The 14,418-nt window shown below is 73.4% G+C and carries 12 protein-coding genes; 11 read left to right on the top strand and 1 reads right to left on the bottom strand.

Annotation, left to right across the window (positions count from 1 at the left end; translation table 11 throughout):
• Positions 1–11 precede the first annotated feature (11 nt).
• The 11 genes from ACIRS1_RS00310 to ACIRS1_RS00260 all read left to right on the top strand — a co-directional run bounded on the left by ACIRS1_RS00310 (position 12) and on the right by ACIRS1_RS00260 (position 13,971).
• Positions 12–953 (top strand): ABC transporter permease, encoded by a 942-nt coding sequence (locus tag ACIRS1_RS00310; protein WP_360210710.1) that lies wholly within the window; start codon positions 12–14, stop codon positions 951–953.
• Positions 946–1,755 carry an ABC transporter ATP-binding protein gene (locus ACIRS1_RS00305; protein ID WP_360210712.1) on the top strand — a complete coding sequence of 270 codons (810 nt, stop codon included), beginning with the start codon at positions 946–948 and terminating at the stop codon, positions 1,753–1,755. The genes ACIRS1_RS00310 and ACIRS1_RS00305 overlap by 8 nt, the downstream gene beginning before the upstream one ends.
• Before the next feature lie 257 nt (positions 1,756–2,012).
• Positions 2,013–2,993 carry a squalene synthase HpnC gene (gene hpnC / locus ACIRS1_RS00300; RefSeq protein ID WP_402836273.1) on the top strand — a complete coding sequence of 327 codons (981 nt, stop codon included), beginning with the start codon at positions 2,013–2,015 and terminating at the stop codon, positions 2,991–2,993.
• A 41-nt stretch (positions 2,994–3,034) separates the two neighbouring features.
• Positions 3,035–3,892, top strand: a complete 858-nt coding sequence (gene hpnD / locus ACIRS1_RS00295; RefSeq protein WP_402836272.1) for a presqualene diphosphate synthase HpnD — start codon at positions 3,035–3,037, stop codon at positions 3,890–3,892.
• A gap of 127 nt (positions 3,893–4,019) precedes the next feature.
• Positions 4,020–5,453 (top strand): hydroxysqualene dehydroxylase HpnE, encoded by a 1,434-nt coding sequence (gene hpnE / locus ACIRS1_RS00290; protein WP_402835619.1) that lies wholly within the window; start codon positions 4,020–4,022, stop codon positions 5,451–5,453.
• A 197-nt stretch (positions 5,454–5,650) separates the two neighbouring features.
• On the top strand, positions 5,651–6,739 hold the full coding sequence (locus ACIRS1_RS00285; protein ID WP_387897395.1) for a polyprenyl synthetase family protein: 1,089 nt from the start codon (positions 5,651–5,653) through the stop codon (positions 6,737–6,739).
• Between the two features lie 7 nt (positions 6,740–6,746).
• Positions 6,747–8,831: a squalene--hopene cyclase gene (gene shc, locus ACIRS1_RS00280; RefSeq protein ID WP_360210718.1), complete on the top strand. Its 2,085-nt coding sequence runs from the start codon at positions 6,747–6,749 to the stop codon at positions 8,829–8,831.
• On the top strand, positions 8,828–9,508 hold the full coding sequence (locus tag ACIRS1_RS00275) for a 1-hydroxy-2-methyl-2-butenyl 4-diphosphate reductase (RefSeq protein WP_360210720.1): 681 nt from the start codon (positions 8,828–8,830) through the stop codon (positions 9,506–9,508). The genes shc and ACIRS1_RS00275 overlap by 4 nt, the downstream gene beginning before the upstream one ends.
• A gap of 2 nt (positions 9,509–9,510) precedes the next feature.
• The gene (gene hpnH / locus ACIRS1_RS00270; protein WP_360210722.1) at positions 9,511–10,539 is read left to right on the top strand and encodes an adenosyl-hopene transferase HpnH; all 1,029 of its coding nucleotides are present in this window, start codon (positions 9,511–9,513) and stop codon (positions 10,537–10,539) included.
• Positions 10,540–10,655: 116 nt separating this feature from the next.
• Complete coding sequence (gene dxs / locus ACIRS1_RS00265; protein ID WP_402835616.1) at positions 10,656–12,566, top strand: 1-deoxy-D-xylulose-5-phosphate synthase; 1,911 nt, start codon at positions 10,656–10,658, stop codon at positions 12,564–12,566.
• Positions 12,556–13,971, top strand: coding sequence for an aspartate aminotransferase family protein (locus ACIRS1_RS00260; RefSeq protein WP_387897401.1), 1,416 nt, complete (start codon positions 12,556–12,558; stop codon positions 13,969–13,971). The genes dxs and ACIRS1_RS00260 overlap by 11 nt, the downstream gene beginning before the upstream one ends.
• A 117-nt stretch (positions 13,972–14,088) precedes the next feature.
• Here the strand turns inward: ACIRS1_RS00260 and ACIRS1_RS00255 are convergent, their stop codons facing one another.
• Complete coding sequence (locus ACIRS1_RS00255; RefSeq protein ID WP_360210728.1) at positions 14,089–14,370, bottom strand: DUF6343 family protein; 282 nt, start codon at positions 14,368–14,370, stop codon at positions 14,089–14,091.
• Positions 14,371–14,418 lie beyond the last annotated feature (48 nt).

Below are 14,418 nucleotides of genomic sequence, written 5' to 3'. Positions count from 1 at the left end.
GAAGGACGAATGTGTCGACAGTGAGTGAACCCGTCAGCCTCTCAGCCCCCAGGGGGGCGGACGCGGGCCTGACCCCCAAGCAGCTTGCGGACAAGTACGGCCTGTCGGTCAGCGGCAGACGGCCCGGCCTGATCGCCTACACCAAGCAGCTCTGGGCCCGGCGCCACTTCATCTGGGCCTTCGCCACCGCCCGCCTGGTGGCGCAGTACACCGACGCCAAGCTGGGCCAGCTGTGGCAGGTCGTGACCCCGCTGCTGAACTGCGCGGTGTTCTACCTGGTGTTCGGTGTCATCCTGGCGAGCAAGGACAACTTCCCGCCGGACACCTACATCGCCTGGCTCTGCATCGGCGTCTTCGTCTTCCAGTTCACCCAGAACGCCGTGCAGTCCGGCACCCGGGCGATCTCGGACAACCTCGGGCTGATCCGGGCGCTGCACTTCCCGCGCGCCTCGCTGCCGATCGCCTTCACGGTGATCCAGCTCCAGCAGCTGCTGATCTCGATGGTGGTGCTGGTCGCCACCGTGCTGATCAGCGGCATCGAGCCGGGCCGGACCTGGCTGCTGATCGTCCCGGCGCTGCTGCTGCAGATGATGTTCAACACCGGCATCGCCCTGGTGATGGCCCGGATCGGCGCCAAGACCAGCGACATCTCCCAGCTCATCCCGTTCGTGATGCGGGCCTGGATGTTCCTGTCCGGCGTGATGTTCAGCATCCAGGACAAGATCAGCACCTGGCCGCACTCCATCCAGGTGCTGATGCAGGTGAACCCGGCGTCGGTCTACATGGACCTGCTCCGGCACGCCTTCGCGCCGATCATCTACAACAAGCACCAGCCCCAGCACCAGGACCTCCCGCCGCACCAGTGGGCCTACGGCATCGGCTGGGCGGTCGTGATGTTCGTGATCGGATACGTCTTCTTCTGGAAGGCCGAGGAGGAGTACGGCCGTGGCTGACATCGACCTGAGCAAGACGGCGACCGTCCGCGACACCGACGTCGCCCGTGAGCCCACCGTCGTCGTCGACGACGTGCACATCGTCTACCGGGTGCACGGCGCCGGTTCCGGCAAGGGCAGCGCCACCTCGGCGCTCAGCCGCATCGTCAGCCGCAAGCGCGGCTCGGGCGTGCGCGAGGTGCACGCGGTGCGCGGCATCAGCTTCACCGCCTACAAGGGCGAGGCGGTCGGCCTGATCGGGTCCAACGGGTCCGGCAAGTCGACGATGCTGGCGGCCATCGCCGGCCTGCTGCCGACCGAGAAGGGCGGCATCTACACCAACGGCCAGCCCTCGCTGCTGGGCGTGAACGCGGCGCTGATGAACGAGCTCACGGGTGAGCGCAACGTCATCCTCGGCTGCCTGGCGATGGGCATGCCGCCGGCCGAGGTCCGGCGCCGCTACCAGGACATCGTCGACTTCTCGGGCATCAACGAGAAGGGCGACTTCATCTCGCTGCCGATGCGCACGTACTCCTCCGGCATGGGCGCCCGGCTGCGGTTCTCCATCGCCGCCGCGAAGACCCATGACGTGCTGCTGATCGACGAGGCGCTGGCCACCGGCGACCAGGCGTTCCAGCAGCGCAGCAAGAAGCGGATCGAGGAGCTGCGCCAGTCGGCCGGTACGGTCTTCCTGGTCAGCCACGACAACAGCTCGATCCGCGAGGTCTGCGAGCGGACGATCTGGATCGAGCACGGCGAGCTGGTGATGGACGGCCCGACCGAGGAGGTCGTGGGCCGCTACGAGCGCGGCGAGCGCCCGTAGCACCGAACGGTCCGGGGGGCCGGTTCCGGGGGTTCCCGGGGCCGGCCCCCGCGTCGTGCCCGCCGCCGGTAACCCGGGTGGCCCGCCGCCGGCGGGGTGAGCGCCCCGTGCGCCGGGCGGGGCGCCCTTCTCCGGCGCGGCCCGTGGTGTCAGGCTGTAGGCGCGGGGGCGGTGTGCCGGACGTGACGCCCCTGCTCGGACGCGTGTCCGAGTCGGGCCGGTGGTGCCGAGCGGTGTAGAACGGGGGAGTGACAGCAGTGTCGGCTTCGGCCCAGCCCAGAGATACGTCGGTGAACCGGTCCGCGGGCCGGACCCTGGACAAGGCGGCCGCGGAGAACTTCCCGGTCGCGCCGTTCTTCCTGCCCGCGGCGTGGCGGGGCGACCTGATGGCCGTCTACGGCTTCGCCCGGCTGGTCGACGACGCCGGCGACGGCGACCTGGCCGATCCGACGGCCACCGCGGCCCTGCTCGGGGTCGACGGCGGGCCCGGCACCACCCCTTCGGACCAGTCCGGCCCGCCGACCGCGCAGGAGACCGCCTTCCGCCTCGCCCTGCTGGACGGGCTGGAGCGCGACCTCGACCGGGTGTTCGAGACGGCCCTCCACCCGGGGACGGCCGACGGGCCCCGCCACCCGCTGATGCGCGGCCTCGTCCCGCTGGTCGACCGGCACGGGCTCACCCCGGAGCCGTTCCGCCGTCTGATCGAGGCCAACCGGGTGGACCAGACCACCGCCCGCTACGCGAGCTACGACGACCTGATCGGCTACTGCACGCTGTCCGCCGACCCGGTCGGCCGCCTGGTGCTGGCCATCGCCGGCGTCTCCACCCCCGAGCGGATCGAGCTCTCCGACGCGGTCTGCAGTGCCCTCCAGGTGGTCGAGCACCTGCAGGACGTCGCCGAGGACCTCGCCCGCGGCCGGATCTACCTCCCGACCGAGGACCTCGACCGCTTCGGCGTCACCGAGGCCGACCTCGCCGCCCCCACCGCCTCCGGCCCGGTGCGCGAGCTGATCGCCTTCGAGGTGCACCGGGCCCGCACCCTGCTCGACCGCGGCGCGCCGTTGGTGGGTACGGTTCGGGGGAGGCTTCGACTGCTCCTGGCGGGATTCACCGCCGGCGGTTACGCGGCCCTGGCGGCCGTCGAGGACGCCGGGTACGACGTGCTCGCGCGACAGGCGAAGCCGGACAAGCGCCGCCTCGCAGCGAAGGCGGCGGCCATCTTCGCGAAGGGAAGGTGAACGCCCGCGTGGCGGCATCACCACTGGCGTCGGCCCAGGTCATGGCGGCGTACCGGTACTGCGAGGCAGTCACCGGACTGCAGGCGCGCAACTTCAGCTACGGCATCCGGCTGCTGCCGGAGTCCAAGCGGCTGGCCATGTCGGCCCTGTACGCCCTGGCCCGCCGGGTGGACGACATCGGCGACGGGGAGCTGCCGGCCGACCGCAAGGCGGAGGCGCTGCTGCGCACCCGGGAGCTGGTGGACGAGGTCCGCGCCGGGGTGGTGGCCGACGACGACACCGACCCGATCAAGGTCGCCCTGGCCGACGCGGCCCGGCGCTTCCCGATCCCGCTGGGCGGCTTCGACGAGCTGATCGACGGCGTCGAGATGGACCTCAAGGGCGCCGAGTACCAGACGTACGAGGAGCTGAAGGTCTACTGCCGCTGCGTGGCCGGCGCGATCGGCCGGCTCTCCCTCGGCGTCTACGGCTGCGAGGACCCCGAGCGCGGGGCGCAGTACGCGGACACCCTGGGCCTGGCCCTGCAGCTCACCAACATCCTGCGCGACCTGCGCGAGGACGCCCTGAACGGCCGCACCTACCTGCCGAGTGAGGACCTCGCCCGGTACGGCTGCGAGGACGGCTTCGCGCTGCCCCGGCCGGCCGCGGGCGCCGACTTCGCCGGTCTGGTGGCCTTCGAGGCCGCCCGCGCCCAGGCCGCCTTCGAGGAGGGCCTGCGGCTGCTGCCCCTGCTCGACCGCCGCAGCCGGGCCTGCACCGCCGCGATGGCCGGGATCTACCACCGGCTGCTCGGCCGGATCGCCACCGACCCCGAGTCGGTGCTGCGCGGCCGGGTCTCGCTGCCGGGCTGGGAGAAGGCGTACGTGGCGCTTTCCGGGCTCGCCGGGGGGCGTTCTTGATTCTCGTCCCAGTTCTGTCACGCTGTGTCAGCGGGGAATCACATGCGGGCCGAGCCGTGTCGACCGCGACCTGGCCGGCCGCGGTGACCGCCGCGGTGCGGTCCAGCGACGTCGAGGGGGAGGGCCGATGACCGGGCGAGCCGATGCCGCGCGCCCGGCCGCCGTCGTGGTCGGCGGCGGCCTGGCCGGGATCACCGCCGCGCTGCGGCTGGCCGAGGCCGGTCACCGGGTCACCCTCGCGGAGGGCCGCCCCCGGCTCGGCGGCCTCGCCTTCTCCTTCCAGCGCGGGGAGCTGACCGTCGACAACGGCCAGCACGTGTACCTGCGCTGCTGCACCGCCTACCGCGGCCTGCTGGACCGGCTCGGGGCGACCCGGTTGGTCCACCTGCAGGAAAGGCTGGACGTCCCGGTGCTCTCCGTCTCCGGGTCCGAGTCGGCCCCGGTGCGCACCCTCGGCCGGCTGCGCCGCTCCGGCCTGCCCGTGCCGCTGCACCTGGCCGGCAGCCTCGCCCGATACCCGCACCTCGGGCCGGCCGACCGCGCCCGGGTCGTCCGCGGCGCGCTCGCCCTGCAGGGCCTGGACCTCGCCGACCCCGCGCTGGACCGGATCTCCTTCGGCGAGTGGCTGCGCGGGAACGGGCAGAACACCGCCACCCTCGCCGCGCTCTGGGACCTCGTCGGGGTGGCCACCCTGAACGCCCGCGCCGACCAGGTTTCGCTGGCGCTGGCGGCGATGGTGTTCAAGACCGGCCTGCTCTCCGACCCCGGCGCCTCCGACATCGGCATGGCCGCCGTTCCGCTCGGCGTGATCCACCACGACCGGGCGCTCGCCGAACTGGAACGCGCCGGCGTGAAGGTGCTGCTGCGCACCCGTGTCGCCGGGCTCAAGCCGGCCGCGCCCCAGCACGCCGTCCTCCTGGAGGACGGCGAGCCGCTGGCCGCCGAGACGGTGGTGCTGGCCGGCGCCCAGGACACCGCGGCGGCCCTGCTGCCGCCGAACGCGATCCCCGGCCAGGACCGGCTGGACGGGTTCGGCACCGCGCCGATCCTCAACGTGCACGTGGTCTACGACCGCAAGGTGCTGCGCCGGCCGTTCTTCGCCGCGCTCGGCTCCCCGGTGCAGTGGGTCTTCGACCGCACCACCCACTCCGGCCTGGCCGGCACGGAGCTGGGGCGCAGCCACCCCGGAGCCCAGTACCTGGCGCTCTCGCAGTCCGCCGTCCAGGACGAGATCGACCTGCCGGTGGCCGAACTGCGCCGCCGCTACCTGCCGGAACTGGGCCGGCTGCTCCCGGCCGCCGCGGGCGCCGGGGTGCTGGACTTCTTCGTCACCCGCGAGCGCACCGCCACCTTCGACCCGGCACCCGGGAGCGCGGCGCTGCGCCCGTCGGCGGCGACGGGTGTCCCCGGCGTGCTGCTGGCCGGTGCGTGGACCGCCACCGGGTGGCCCGCGACCATGGAGGGCGCCGTGCGCAGCGGCCACGCCGCCGCCGACGCCGCCCTCGCCGAGGCCGGCGGCCGGATCCCGGCCGACCGGGGCGACGGGAGGTGGCCCCGGTGACGGCGGGCCCCGCCGCCGGAGAGCCCGCCAGAGCCGTTCGCTCCACCGTCGGCGGTACCGGCCGCCCCGGCCGTGGCGACAACGGCGACACTGGGACCAGCCCCACCGACACCGGCCCCACCGACACCACCCGCACCGACAGCGCACAGACCCGGCCGCCCCGTGCGGTCCGGCACCACGAGGGAGAGGGAACGCACGTGGAGTCACGCACCGGCATCGCCGTCGGAGGCACGGCGCACGCCGAACCGGTCTCGGTGCCGGAGCTGCTCGCCCGCAGCCGTACGCTCTGCACCCCGCCGCTGCGGGCCGCCGTCGCCCGTTTGGCCGCACCGATGGACACCGTCGCGGCCTACCACTTCGGCTGGATCGACCGCGACGGCACCGCCGTCAAGGGGGACGGCGGCAAGGCCGTGCGCCCGGCCCTGGCCCTGCTGTCCGCCCAGGCCACCGGAGCCCCGGCCGAGGCCGGCGTGCCGGGGGGCGTAGCCGTTGAACTGGTGCACAACTTCTCGCTGCTCCATGATGATCTGATGGACGGTGACGAGACCCGGCGGCACCGGGCCACCGCGTGGACGGTCTTCGGCCCGTCCCAGGCGATCCTGGTCGGCGACGCCCTGGCGACGCTCGGCACGGAGGTGCTGCTCGACGCCGCGGTGACCGGTGGCGCGAGCCCCGCCGACGCCGCGCGCGCCGTCCGGCTGCTCACCACGGCGACCCGCCGGCTGATCGACGGCCAGGCCATGGACGTCGCCTTCGAACAGCGCGACAGCGTGACCGTCGCCGAGTGCCTGGAGATGGAGGGCGGCAAGACCGCGGCCCTGCTGGCCGCCGCCTCGGCGATCGGCGCCGTCCTCGCCGGCGCCGACGACAAGGTCGCCGACGCCCTCCAGCGCTACGGCCACCACCTGGGCCTGGCCTTCCAGGCGGTGGACGACCTGCTCGGCATCTGGGGCGCCACCGAGGTCACCGGCAAGCCGCACTGGGGGGACCTGCGCCAGCGCAAGAAGTCCCTGCCGGTCGCCGCCGCGCTGGCCGAGGGCGGGGCCGCCTCGCGCCGGCTCGCCGGGCAGCTGGCCGATCCGAAGGGCCGCGGTGAGGAGAGCGAGCCCGAGCTCGCCGCCCGGGCGGCCCTGATCGAGGAGGCCGGCGGCCGGGCCTGGACCCAGGAGGAGGCCCGCCGCCAGCACACGACTGCCCTCGCCGCCCTGGACGAGGTGCCCATGTCCGACGAGGTGCGCGAGCACTTCGTCGCACTCGCCGAATTCGTGGTGGTACGAGAGAGGTGACGTTACGTTGACAGCAACCGCGGACGGCCGGCTCGACCCTGAGTACGATCCCGAGCCGGTCGCGGTGGGCGACCGCCCCCCGGCGCTGTCGGGCGCCGGGCGGTGGCGGCCCGAGGACGGCGAGCAATCCGGGCCGGCCGACGGGGCCGGCCCCGTACCGGCCGACGCGCGGGAGGCCCTGGCCCGCGCCACCACCCACCTGCTCTCGCTGCAGAGCTCCGAGGGCTGGTGGAAGGGGGACCTGGAGACCAACGTCACCATGGACGCCGAGGACTTACTGCTCCGGCAGTTCCTCGGGATCCGGACCGAGGACCAGACCAAGGCCACCGCCGAGTGGATCCGTTCCCAGCAGCGGGAGGACGGCACCTGGGCCACCTTCCACGGCGGGCCGCCCGAACTGTCCACCACCGTCGAGGCGTACGTCGCCCTCAAACTGGCCGGCGACGACCCGGGCGCCCCGCACATGCAGGCCGCCGCGCGGTACGTGCGCTCCGCCGGCGGCATCGCGGCCGCCCGGGTCTTCACCCGGATCTGGCTCGCGCTCTTCGGCTGGTGGCCGTGGGAACGGCTGCCCGAGATGCCGCCCGAGATCATCTTCCTGCCCAGGTGGCTGCCGCTGAACATCTACGCCTTCGGCTGCTGGGCCCGCCAGACCATCGTCCCGCTCACCATCGTCTCGGCCCACCGCCCCGTCCGACCGGCGCCCTTCCCGCTGACCGAGCTGCACACCGACCCGGACGACCCTTACCCCCACCGGCCGCTCGCCCCCGCCACCAGCTGGGACGGCCTCTTCGAACGCCTCGACAAGGTCCTGCACGCCTACCACCGGCGGGCCGTGCGCCCGCTGCGCCGGCTCGCCGTCTCGCAGGCCTGCCGCTGGATCATCGAACGGCAGGAGGCCGACGGCTGCTGGGGCGGGATCCAGCCGCCCGCCGTCTACTCGCTGATCGCCCTGCACCTCGAGGGCTACGAGCTGGAACACCCGGTGATGCAGGCCGGACTCTCCTCCTTCGACCGCTTCACCGTGCACACCGAGGACGGCCGGCGCTGGCTGGAGGCCTGCCAGTCCCCGGTCTGGGACACCTGCCTGGCCACCATCGCCCTGGTCGACGCCGGACTGCCGGCCGACCACCCGGCGCTGGTCTCGGCCGTCGACTGGATGCTCCAGGAGGAGATCCGCAAGAACGGCGACTGGTCCGTCCAGCGGCCCTCGCTGGCCCCCGGCGGCTGGGCCTTCGAGTTCGAGAACGACACCTACCCCGACATCGACGACACCGCCGAGGTGGTCCTCGCGCTGCGCCGGGTCGCCCACCCCGACCCGGCCAAGGTCGAGGCCGCCGCGGAGCGCGGCGTGCTGTGGAACCTCGGGATGCAGTCCAAGAACGGCGCCTGGGGTGCCTTCGACGTCGACAACACCAGCACGCTGCCCAACAAGCTGCCGTTCTGCGACTTCGGCGAGGTGGTCGACCCGCCCTCGGCCGACGTCACCGCCCACGTGGTGGAGATGCTCGCCGAGACGGGCCGGGCCCGCGACCCCCGCACCCGGCGCGGCGTCGAGTGGCTGCTGCGCAACCAGGAGGCGGACGGCTCCTGGTTCGGCCGCTGGGGCACCAACTACATCTACGGCACCGGCTCGGTGCTGCCCGCGCTGGCCTCGGCCGGCGTCCCGGACGAGCACCCCGCCGTCCGCCGGGCCGTCCGCTGGCTGGAGGACCGGCAGAACACCGACGGCGGCTGGGGCGAGGACATGCGCTCCTACGAGGACCCGGCCCGCTGGGCCGGGCGCGGCGACTCCACCGCCTCGCAGACCGCGTGGGCGCTGATGGCGCTGCTCGCGGCCGGCGAGGGGCCGGACGGCCGGGCCAACCCGGCGGTGGAGCGCGGCGTGGACTGGCTCGTTCGCACCCAGCTGCCCGAGGGCACCTGGGACGAACCGCAGTTCACCGGCACCGGCTTCCCCTGGGACTTCTCCATCAACTACCACCTCTACCGACTGGTCTTCCCGGTCACCGCACTCGGCCGCTACCTGCACGGCAACCCGGTGATCGGCCGGGGCGACGGCGGGGCCCCGGCGATCGGGGCGACGCGGTGACCACCGCACCCCTGCTGGTCCTCTGCGCGCTGGGCCCCGAGGTCTGGGCCCTGCGCGGCGGGGACTGGCGCGGAGCGGCGGGCGGGCCGCCGGTGCTGGTGCGCACCGGCATGGGCCGGCGCCGCGCCGCGCTCGCCGTGCGCGGGCTGCTCGACTCCGCCCCGGGCGGGTACGGCGCGCTCGTGGTGGCCGGCTTCGGCGCCGCGGTCGGCCCCGGCGTGCTGCCGGGGGACGTCGTGGTCGCCGACGGCGTGCGCGACGCGGAGGGGCACCTGTACCCGGTCGACTCCGGTCCGGAGCTCGCCCGGGCCCTCAAGGAGCAGGGCCTGGCCGTGCACACCGGGGTGCACCACACCGCCGACCACGTGGTCCGCGGCCTGGAACGCCGGGCCCTGCACCTGCAGGGCGCGCTCGCCGTCGACATGGAGGCGGCCGCGGTGCTCGCCGCGCTGCGCGAGCGGCGGCCGGCCCTGCCCGCAGCCGTCCTGCGGGTCGTGGTGGACACCCCCGAGCGCGAGCTGCTGCGGCCCGGCACCCTCCCGGCCGGGGCGCGCGCCTGGCGGACCCTGCGGGCGACCGTCCCCGCCCTCGTCGACTGGTACCGGCAGGAGGCCCGGCCGGCCCCCGCCGAACCGAACCACCCCACATCCTCGACGCTCCCCCAGGAGGCGAGCTAGCCATGGCCATGCCGTTGCGCCAGACCGTGCGGGTCGGCACCTACCTCATGCAGCAGAGGCTGCTCAAACGGCGGGAGAAGTTCCCGCTGATCGTCGAGCTGGAGCCGCTGTTCGCCTGCAACCTCGCCTGCGAGGGCTGCGGCAAGATCCAGCACCCGGCGGGCGTCCTGAAGCAGCGGATGCCGGTCGCCCAGGCCGTCGGCGCGGTCCTCGAGTCGGGCGCGCCGATGGTCTCGATCGCCGGCGGCGAGCCGCTGATGCACCCGCAGATCGACGAGATCGTCCGACAGCTGGTGGAGCGCCGCAAGTACGTCTTCCTCTGCACCAATGCGCTGCTGCTGCGCAAGAAGATCGACAAGTTCCGGCCCTCGCCGTATTTCACCTGGGCCGTGCACATCGACGGCCTGCGCGAGCGGCACGACGAGTCGGTCGCCAAGGAGGGCACCTTCGACGAGGCGGTGGCGGCCATCAAGGAGGCCAAGCGGCGCGGCTTCCGGGTCACCACCAACAGCACCTTCTTCAACACCGACACCCCGCAGACCATCATCGAGGTGCTGGACTTCCTCAACGACGAGCTCAAGGTCGACGAGATGATGATCTCCCCGGCCTACGCCTACGAGAAGGCCCCCGACCAGGAGCACTTCCTCGGCGTCGACCAGACCAGGGACCTCTTCCGCAAGGCCTTCGCCGGCGGCAACCGGCGCCGCTGGCGGCTCAACCACAGCCCGCTCTTCCTCGACTTCCTGGAGGGCAAGGCCGACTTCGAGTGCACTCCCTGGGGCATCCCCAACTACTCGTTGTTCGGCTGGCAGCGGCCCTGCTACCTGATGGCCGACGGCTACGTGCCCACCTACCGCGAACTCGTCGAGAAGACCGACTGGACCAAGTACGGCCGCGGCAAGGACCCGCGCTGCGCCAACTGCATGGCGCACTGCGGCTACGAGCCGACCGCCGTCCTCGCCACCATGGGCTCGCTCAAGGAGTCGCTGCGCGCCATCACCGAGACCGTCGGCGCCGACCGAGGCCGCTGAACGGGCGGTCCGCGCACCCCGCGGACCGCCACCCGGCCCGGGCCCGCCGCCCGGGCCGGCCCCGCCCCCGCCGGGCGGCGGCACCACCGCACCACTCCGAGTCGTGAGGTGTACCCATGTCACTGCTCTCCAGCGTCACGTCCCCGGCCGAGCTGCGGAAGCTTCCGGCGGCCGAACTCCCGCTGCTCGCCGACGAGATCCGCGCCTTCCTGATCGACGCCGTCACCCGCACCGGCGGACACCTCGGACCCAACCTCGGCGTGGTGGAGCTGACCATCGCCCTGCACCGGGTCTTCGACTCCCCCTACGACCGGATCGTCTTCGACACCGGCCACCAGAGCTACGTCCACAAGCTGCTCACCGGCCGCCAGGACTTCTCCCGGCTGCGGATGAAGGGCGGCCTGTCCGGTTACCCCTCGCGCCGCGAGTCCGAACACGACCTGGTCGAGAACTCGCACGCCTCCACCGCGCTGTCCTACGCCGACGGCCTCGCCAAGGCCGCCCGACTGCTCGGCCAGCACGACCGGCACACCGTCGCGGTGATCGGCGACGGCGCGCTCACCGGCGGGCTCGCCTGGGAGGCGCTCAACAACATCGCCGAGGCCAGGGACCGGCCGCTGGTCATCGTCGTCAACGACAACGAACGCTCCTACGCCCGCACCATCGGCGGCCTCGCCAACCACCTGGCCACCCTGCGCACCACCCAGGGCTACGAGCGCTTCCTCGCCCTCGGCAAGGGGGCGCTGCAGCGCACCCCGCTGGTCGGCCAGCCGATCTTCGACGCCCTGCACGGCGCCAAGAAGGGCTTCAAGGACGCCTTCGCCCCGCAGGGCATGTTCGAGGACCTCGGGCTGAAGTACCTCGGCCCGATCGACGGCCACGACGTCGGCGCCGTCGAACAGGCGCTGCGCCAGGCGCGCGGCTTCGGCGGGCCCGTCATCGTGCACTGCCTGACCGTCAAGGGGCGCGGCTACCAGCCCGCCGAACAGGACGAGGCCGACCGCTTCCACGCCGTCAACCCGATCGACCCCTACACCTGCCTGCCGATCAACCCCAGCAGCGGCGTCTCCTGGACCTCGGTCTTCGGCGACGAGCTGGTCGCGCTCGGCGCCGAGCGGCCGGACCTCGTCGCGATCACCGCCGCGATGCTCCAGCCGGTCGGCCTCGCGCGCTTCGCCAAGGCCCACCCCGAGCGCACCTTCGACGTCGGCATCGCCGAGCAGCACGCCGTCACCAGCGCCGCCGGCCTGGCCACCGGCGGCCTGCACCCGGTGGTCGCGGTCTACGCGACCTTCCTCAACCGGGCCTTCGACCAGGTCCTGATGGACGTCGCCCTGCACCGGCTCGGCGTGACCTTCGTCCTGGACCGGGCCGGGGTCACCGGCAGCGACGGCGCCTCCCACAACGGCATGTGGGACATGTCCGTCCTGCAGGTCGTCCCCGGACTGCGGCTGGCCGCCCCGCGCGACGCCGACCAGCTGCGCGCCCAGCTGCGCGAGGCCGTCGACGTGGCCGACGCCCCCACGGTCATCCGCTTCCCCAAGGGGAACATCGGCCCCGGCGTCCCCGCGGTCGAGCGGATCGGCGGCGTCGACGTCCTGCTGCGCACCGGGCCGGCACCGGAGATCCTGCTCGTCGCCGTCGGCACCACGGCCGCCGCCTGCCTGGACGCCGCCCGGCTGCTGCTCGCCGAGGGGTTCACCGCGACGGTGGTCGACCCGCGCTGGGTCAAGCCGGTCGACCCGGCACTGGCGCGGCTCGCCGCCGCCCACCGGCTGGTCGTCACCGTCGAGGACAACGGACGCACCGGCGGCGTCGGGGCCGCCACCGCCCAGGCGCTGCGCGACGCCGACGTGGACGTGCCGGTGCGGGTGCTCGGCCTGCCGCAGGAGTTCCTCGGCCACGCCGCCCGCGGGGAGATCCTGGAGGAGGCCGGCCTGACCGGCACCGGGGTCGCCGCCCAGACCGCCGTCTTCGCGAAGACCCTGCTGCCGAACCGAGGAGCGAACCAGCGCCATGCCGGCTGAACCCGACCGCCCCGCCTTCGACCGCCCCGCCTTCGACCTCGCCGCCCTGATCGCCGAACGCGGCGCCGAGCGCTACGAGCTGCACGGCCGCTACCTCAACCCGCAGCTGCCGCGGATGCTGCACACCATCGGCTTCGACAAGTACTACGAGCGCGCCGAGGGCCCGTACTTCTACGACGCCGAGGGCAACGAGTACCTCGACATGCTGGCCGGCTTCGGCATCTTCGCGCTCGGCCGCCACCACCCGGTGGTGCGCTCGGCGGTGCAGCAGGTGATGGACCTCGACCTGCCCGACCTGGTCCGGTTCGACTGCTCGCCGCTGCCCGGGCTGCTCGCCGAGCGGCTCCTCTCGCACGCGCCCGGACTGGACCGGGTGTTCTTCGGGAACAGCGGCACCGAGGCGGTGGAGACCGCGCTCAAGTTCGCCCGGTACGCCACCGGCCGGCGCCGGATCCTCTACGCTGACCACGCCTTCCACGGTCTGACCGCCGGTTCGCTCTCGGTCAACGGCGAGAGCGGGTTCCGCAAGGGCTTCGACCCGCTGCTGCCGGACACCGCCATCCCGCTCGGCGACCTCGGCGCGCTGGCCAAGGAGCTGAAGCGCGGGGACGTCGCGGCGCTGATCGTCGAACCGATCCAGGGCAAGGGCGTCCAGGCTCCGCCGCCCGGCTGGCTGGGCGCCGCGCAGGCCCTGCTGCACGAGCACAAGGCGCTGCTGATCTGCGACGAGGTGCAGACCGGCATCGGCCGCACCGGCGCGTTCTTCGCCTACCAGCACGAGGAGGGCGTGCTGCCCGACCTGGTCTGCGCGGCCAAGGCGCTGTCCGGCGGGTACGTGCCGGTGGGCGCGACGCTCGGCAAGGGCTGGATCTTCGAGAAGGTGTACTCCTCGATGGACCGGGTGCTGGTGCACTCGGCCAGCTTCGGCGCCAACGCCCAGGCGATGGCGGCCGGACTGGCGACCCTGGAGGTGATGCGCGAGGAGAAGGTGGTGGAGAACGCCCGCCAGGTCGGCGACCGCTTCCGGGAGCGGCTGGCCGAGCTGGTCGACCGGTACGAGCTGCTCGCCGAGGTCCGCGGCCGCGGGCTGATGATCGGCATCGAGTTCGGCCGGCCCAGGTCGCTCAAGCTGCGCACCGGGTGGACCGCCCTGCAGGCCGCGCGCAAGGGGTTGTTCGCCCAGATGGTGGTCGTCCCGCTGCTCCAGCGCCACCGGATCCTCACCCAGGTGTCCGGCGACCACCTGGAGGTGATCAAGCTGATCCCGCCGCTGATCATCACCGACCGGGACGTGGACCGGTTCGTGGCCGCGTTCACCGACGTCATGGACGACGCGCACCGGGGGACCGGCCTGATGTGGGACTTCGGGCGGACCCTGGTCAAGCAGGCGGTCGGCAACCGCTGAGCACGACGCCTGGACCGGCGAGCGAGGTGCGCGGAACGGGACACCGGGATCGGCGGGCGAAGTACGCGGAGTGGGAAGTCGGGCGGGCCGACTTCCCACTCCGTGGGAGACACCGCGTCAGAGCTCGGTCCGGCGTCGCCGGATGACCACCACGAGATCGACGGCGGCGAACAGGGTGAGCAGCCCGCAGGCGATGGCGAAGCCGGTGAGCGTCCCCCGGCTGGGGGCCCCGTAGGCGGGGGAGGCCGCCGCCCAGACCGCGAAGCCCACCGTGGCCAGCGCGAACAGCGGAGTGAAGGTGAGCGAGAGCAGGTAGCGGAGCTTGAGGTCGCTGCGGGCGGTGGACGGTTCGGTGCCGCTGCGCCAGCGCCGCCGGGGCGTGGTGATGGTGGTGCGCATGCCCTTTCACCTCCGGACCGCGTGGGTGCGGGCTACGATTCCAGCGTA

The sequence above is a fragment of the Kitasatospora sp. NPDC101176 genome (assembly GCF_044768035.1).
GTDB lineage: Bacteria > Actinomycetota > Actinomycetes > Streptomycetales > Streptomycetaceae > Kitasatospora.
The sequence above is the reverse complement of the archived record's forward strand: the minus strand, read 5'-3'. Positions and strand labels throughout refer to the sequence as shown.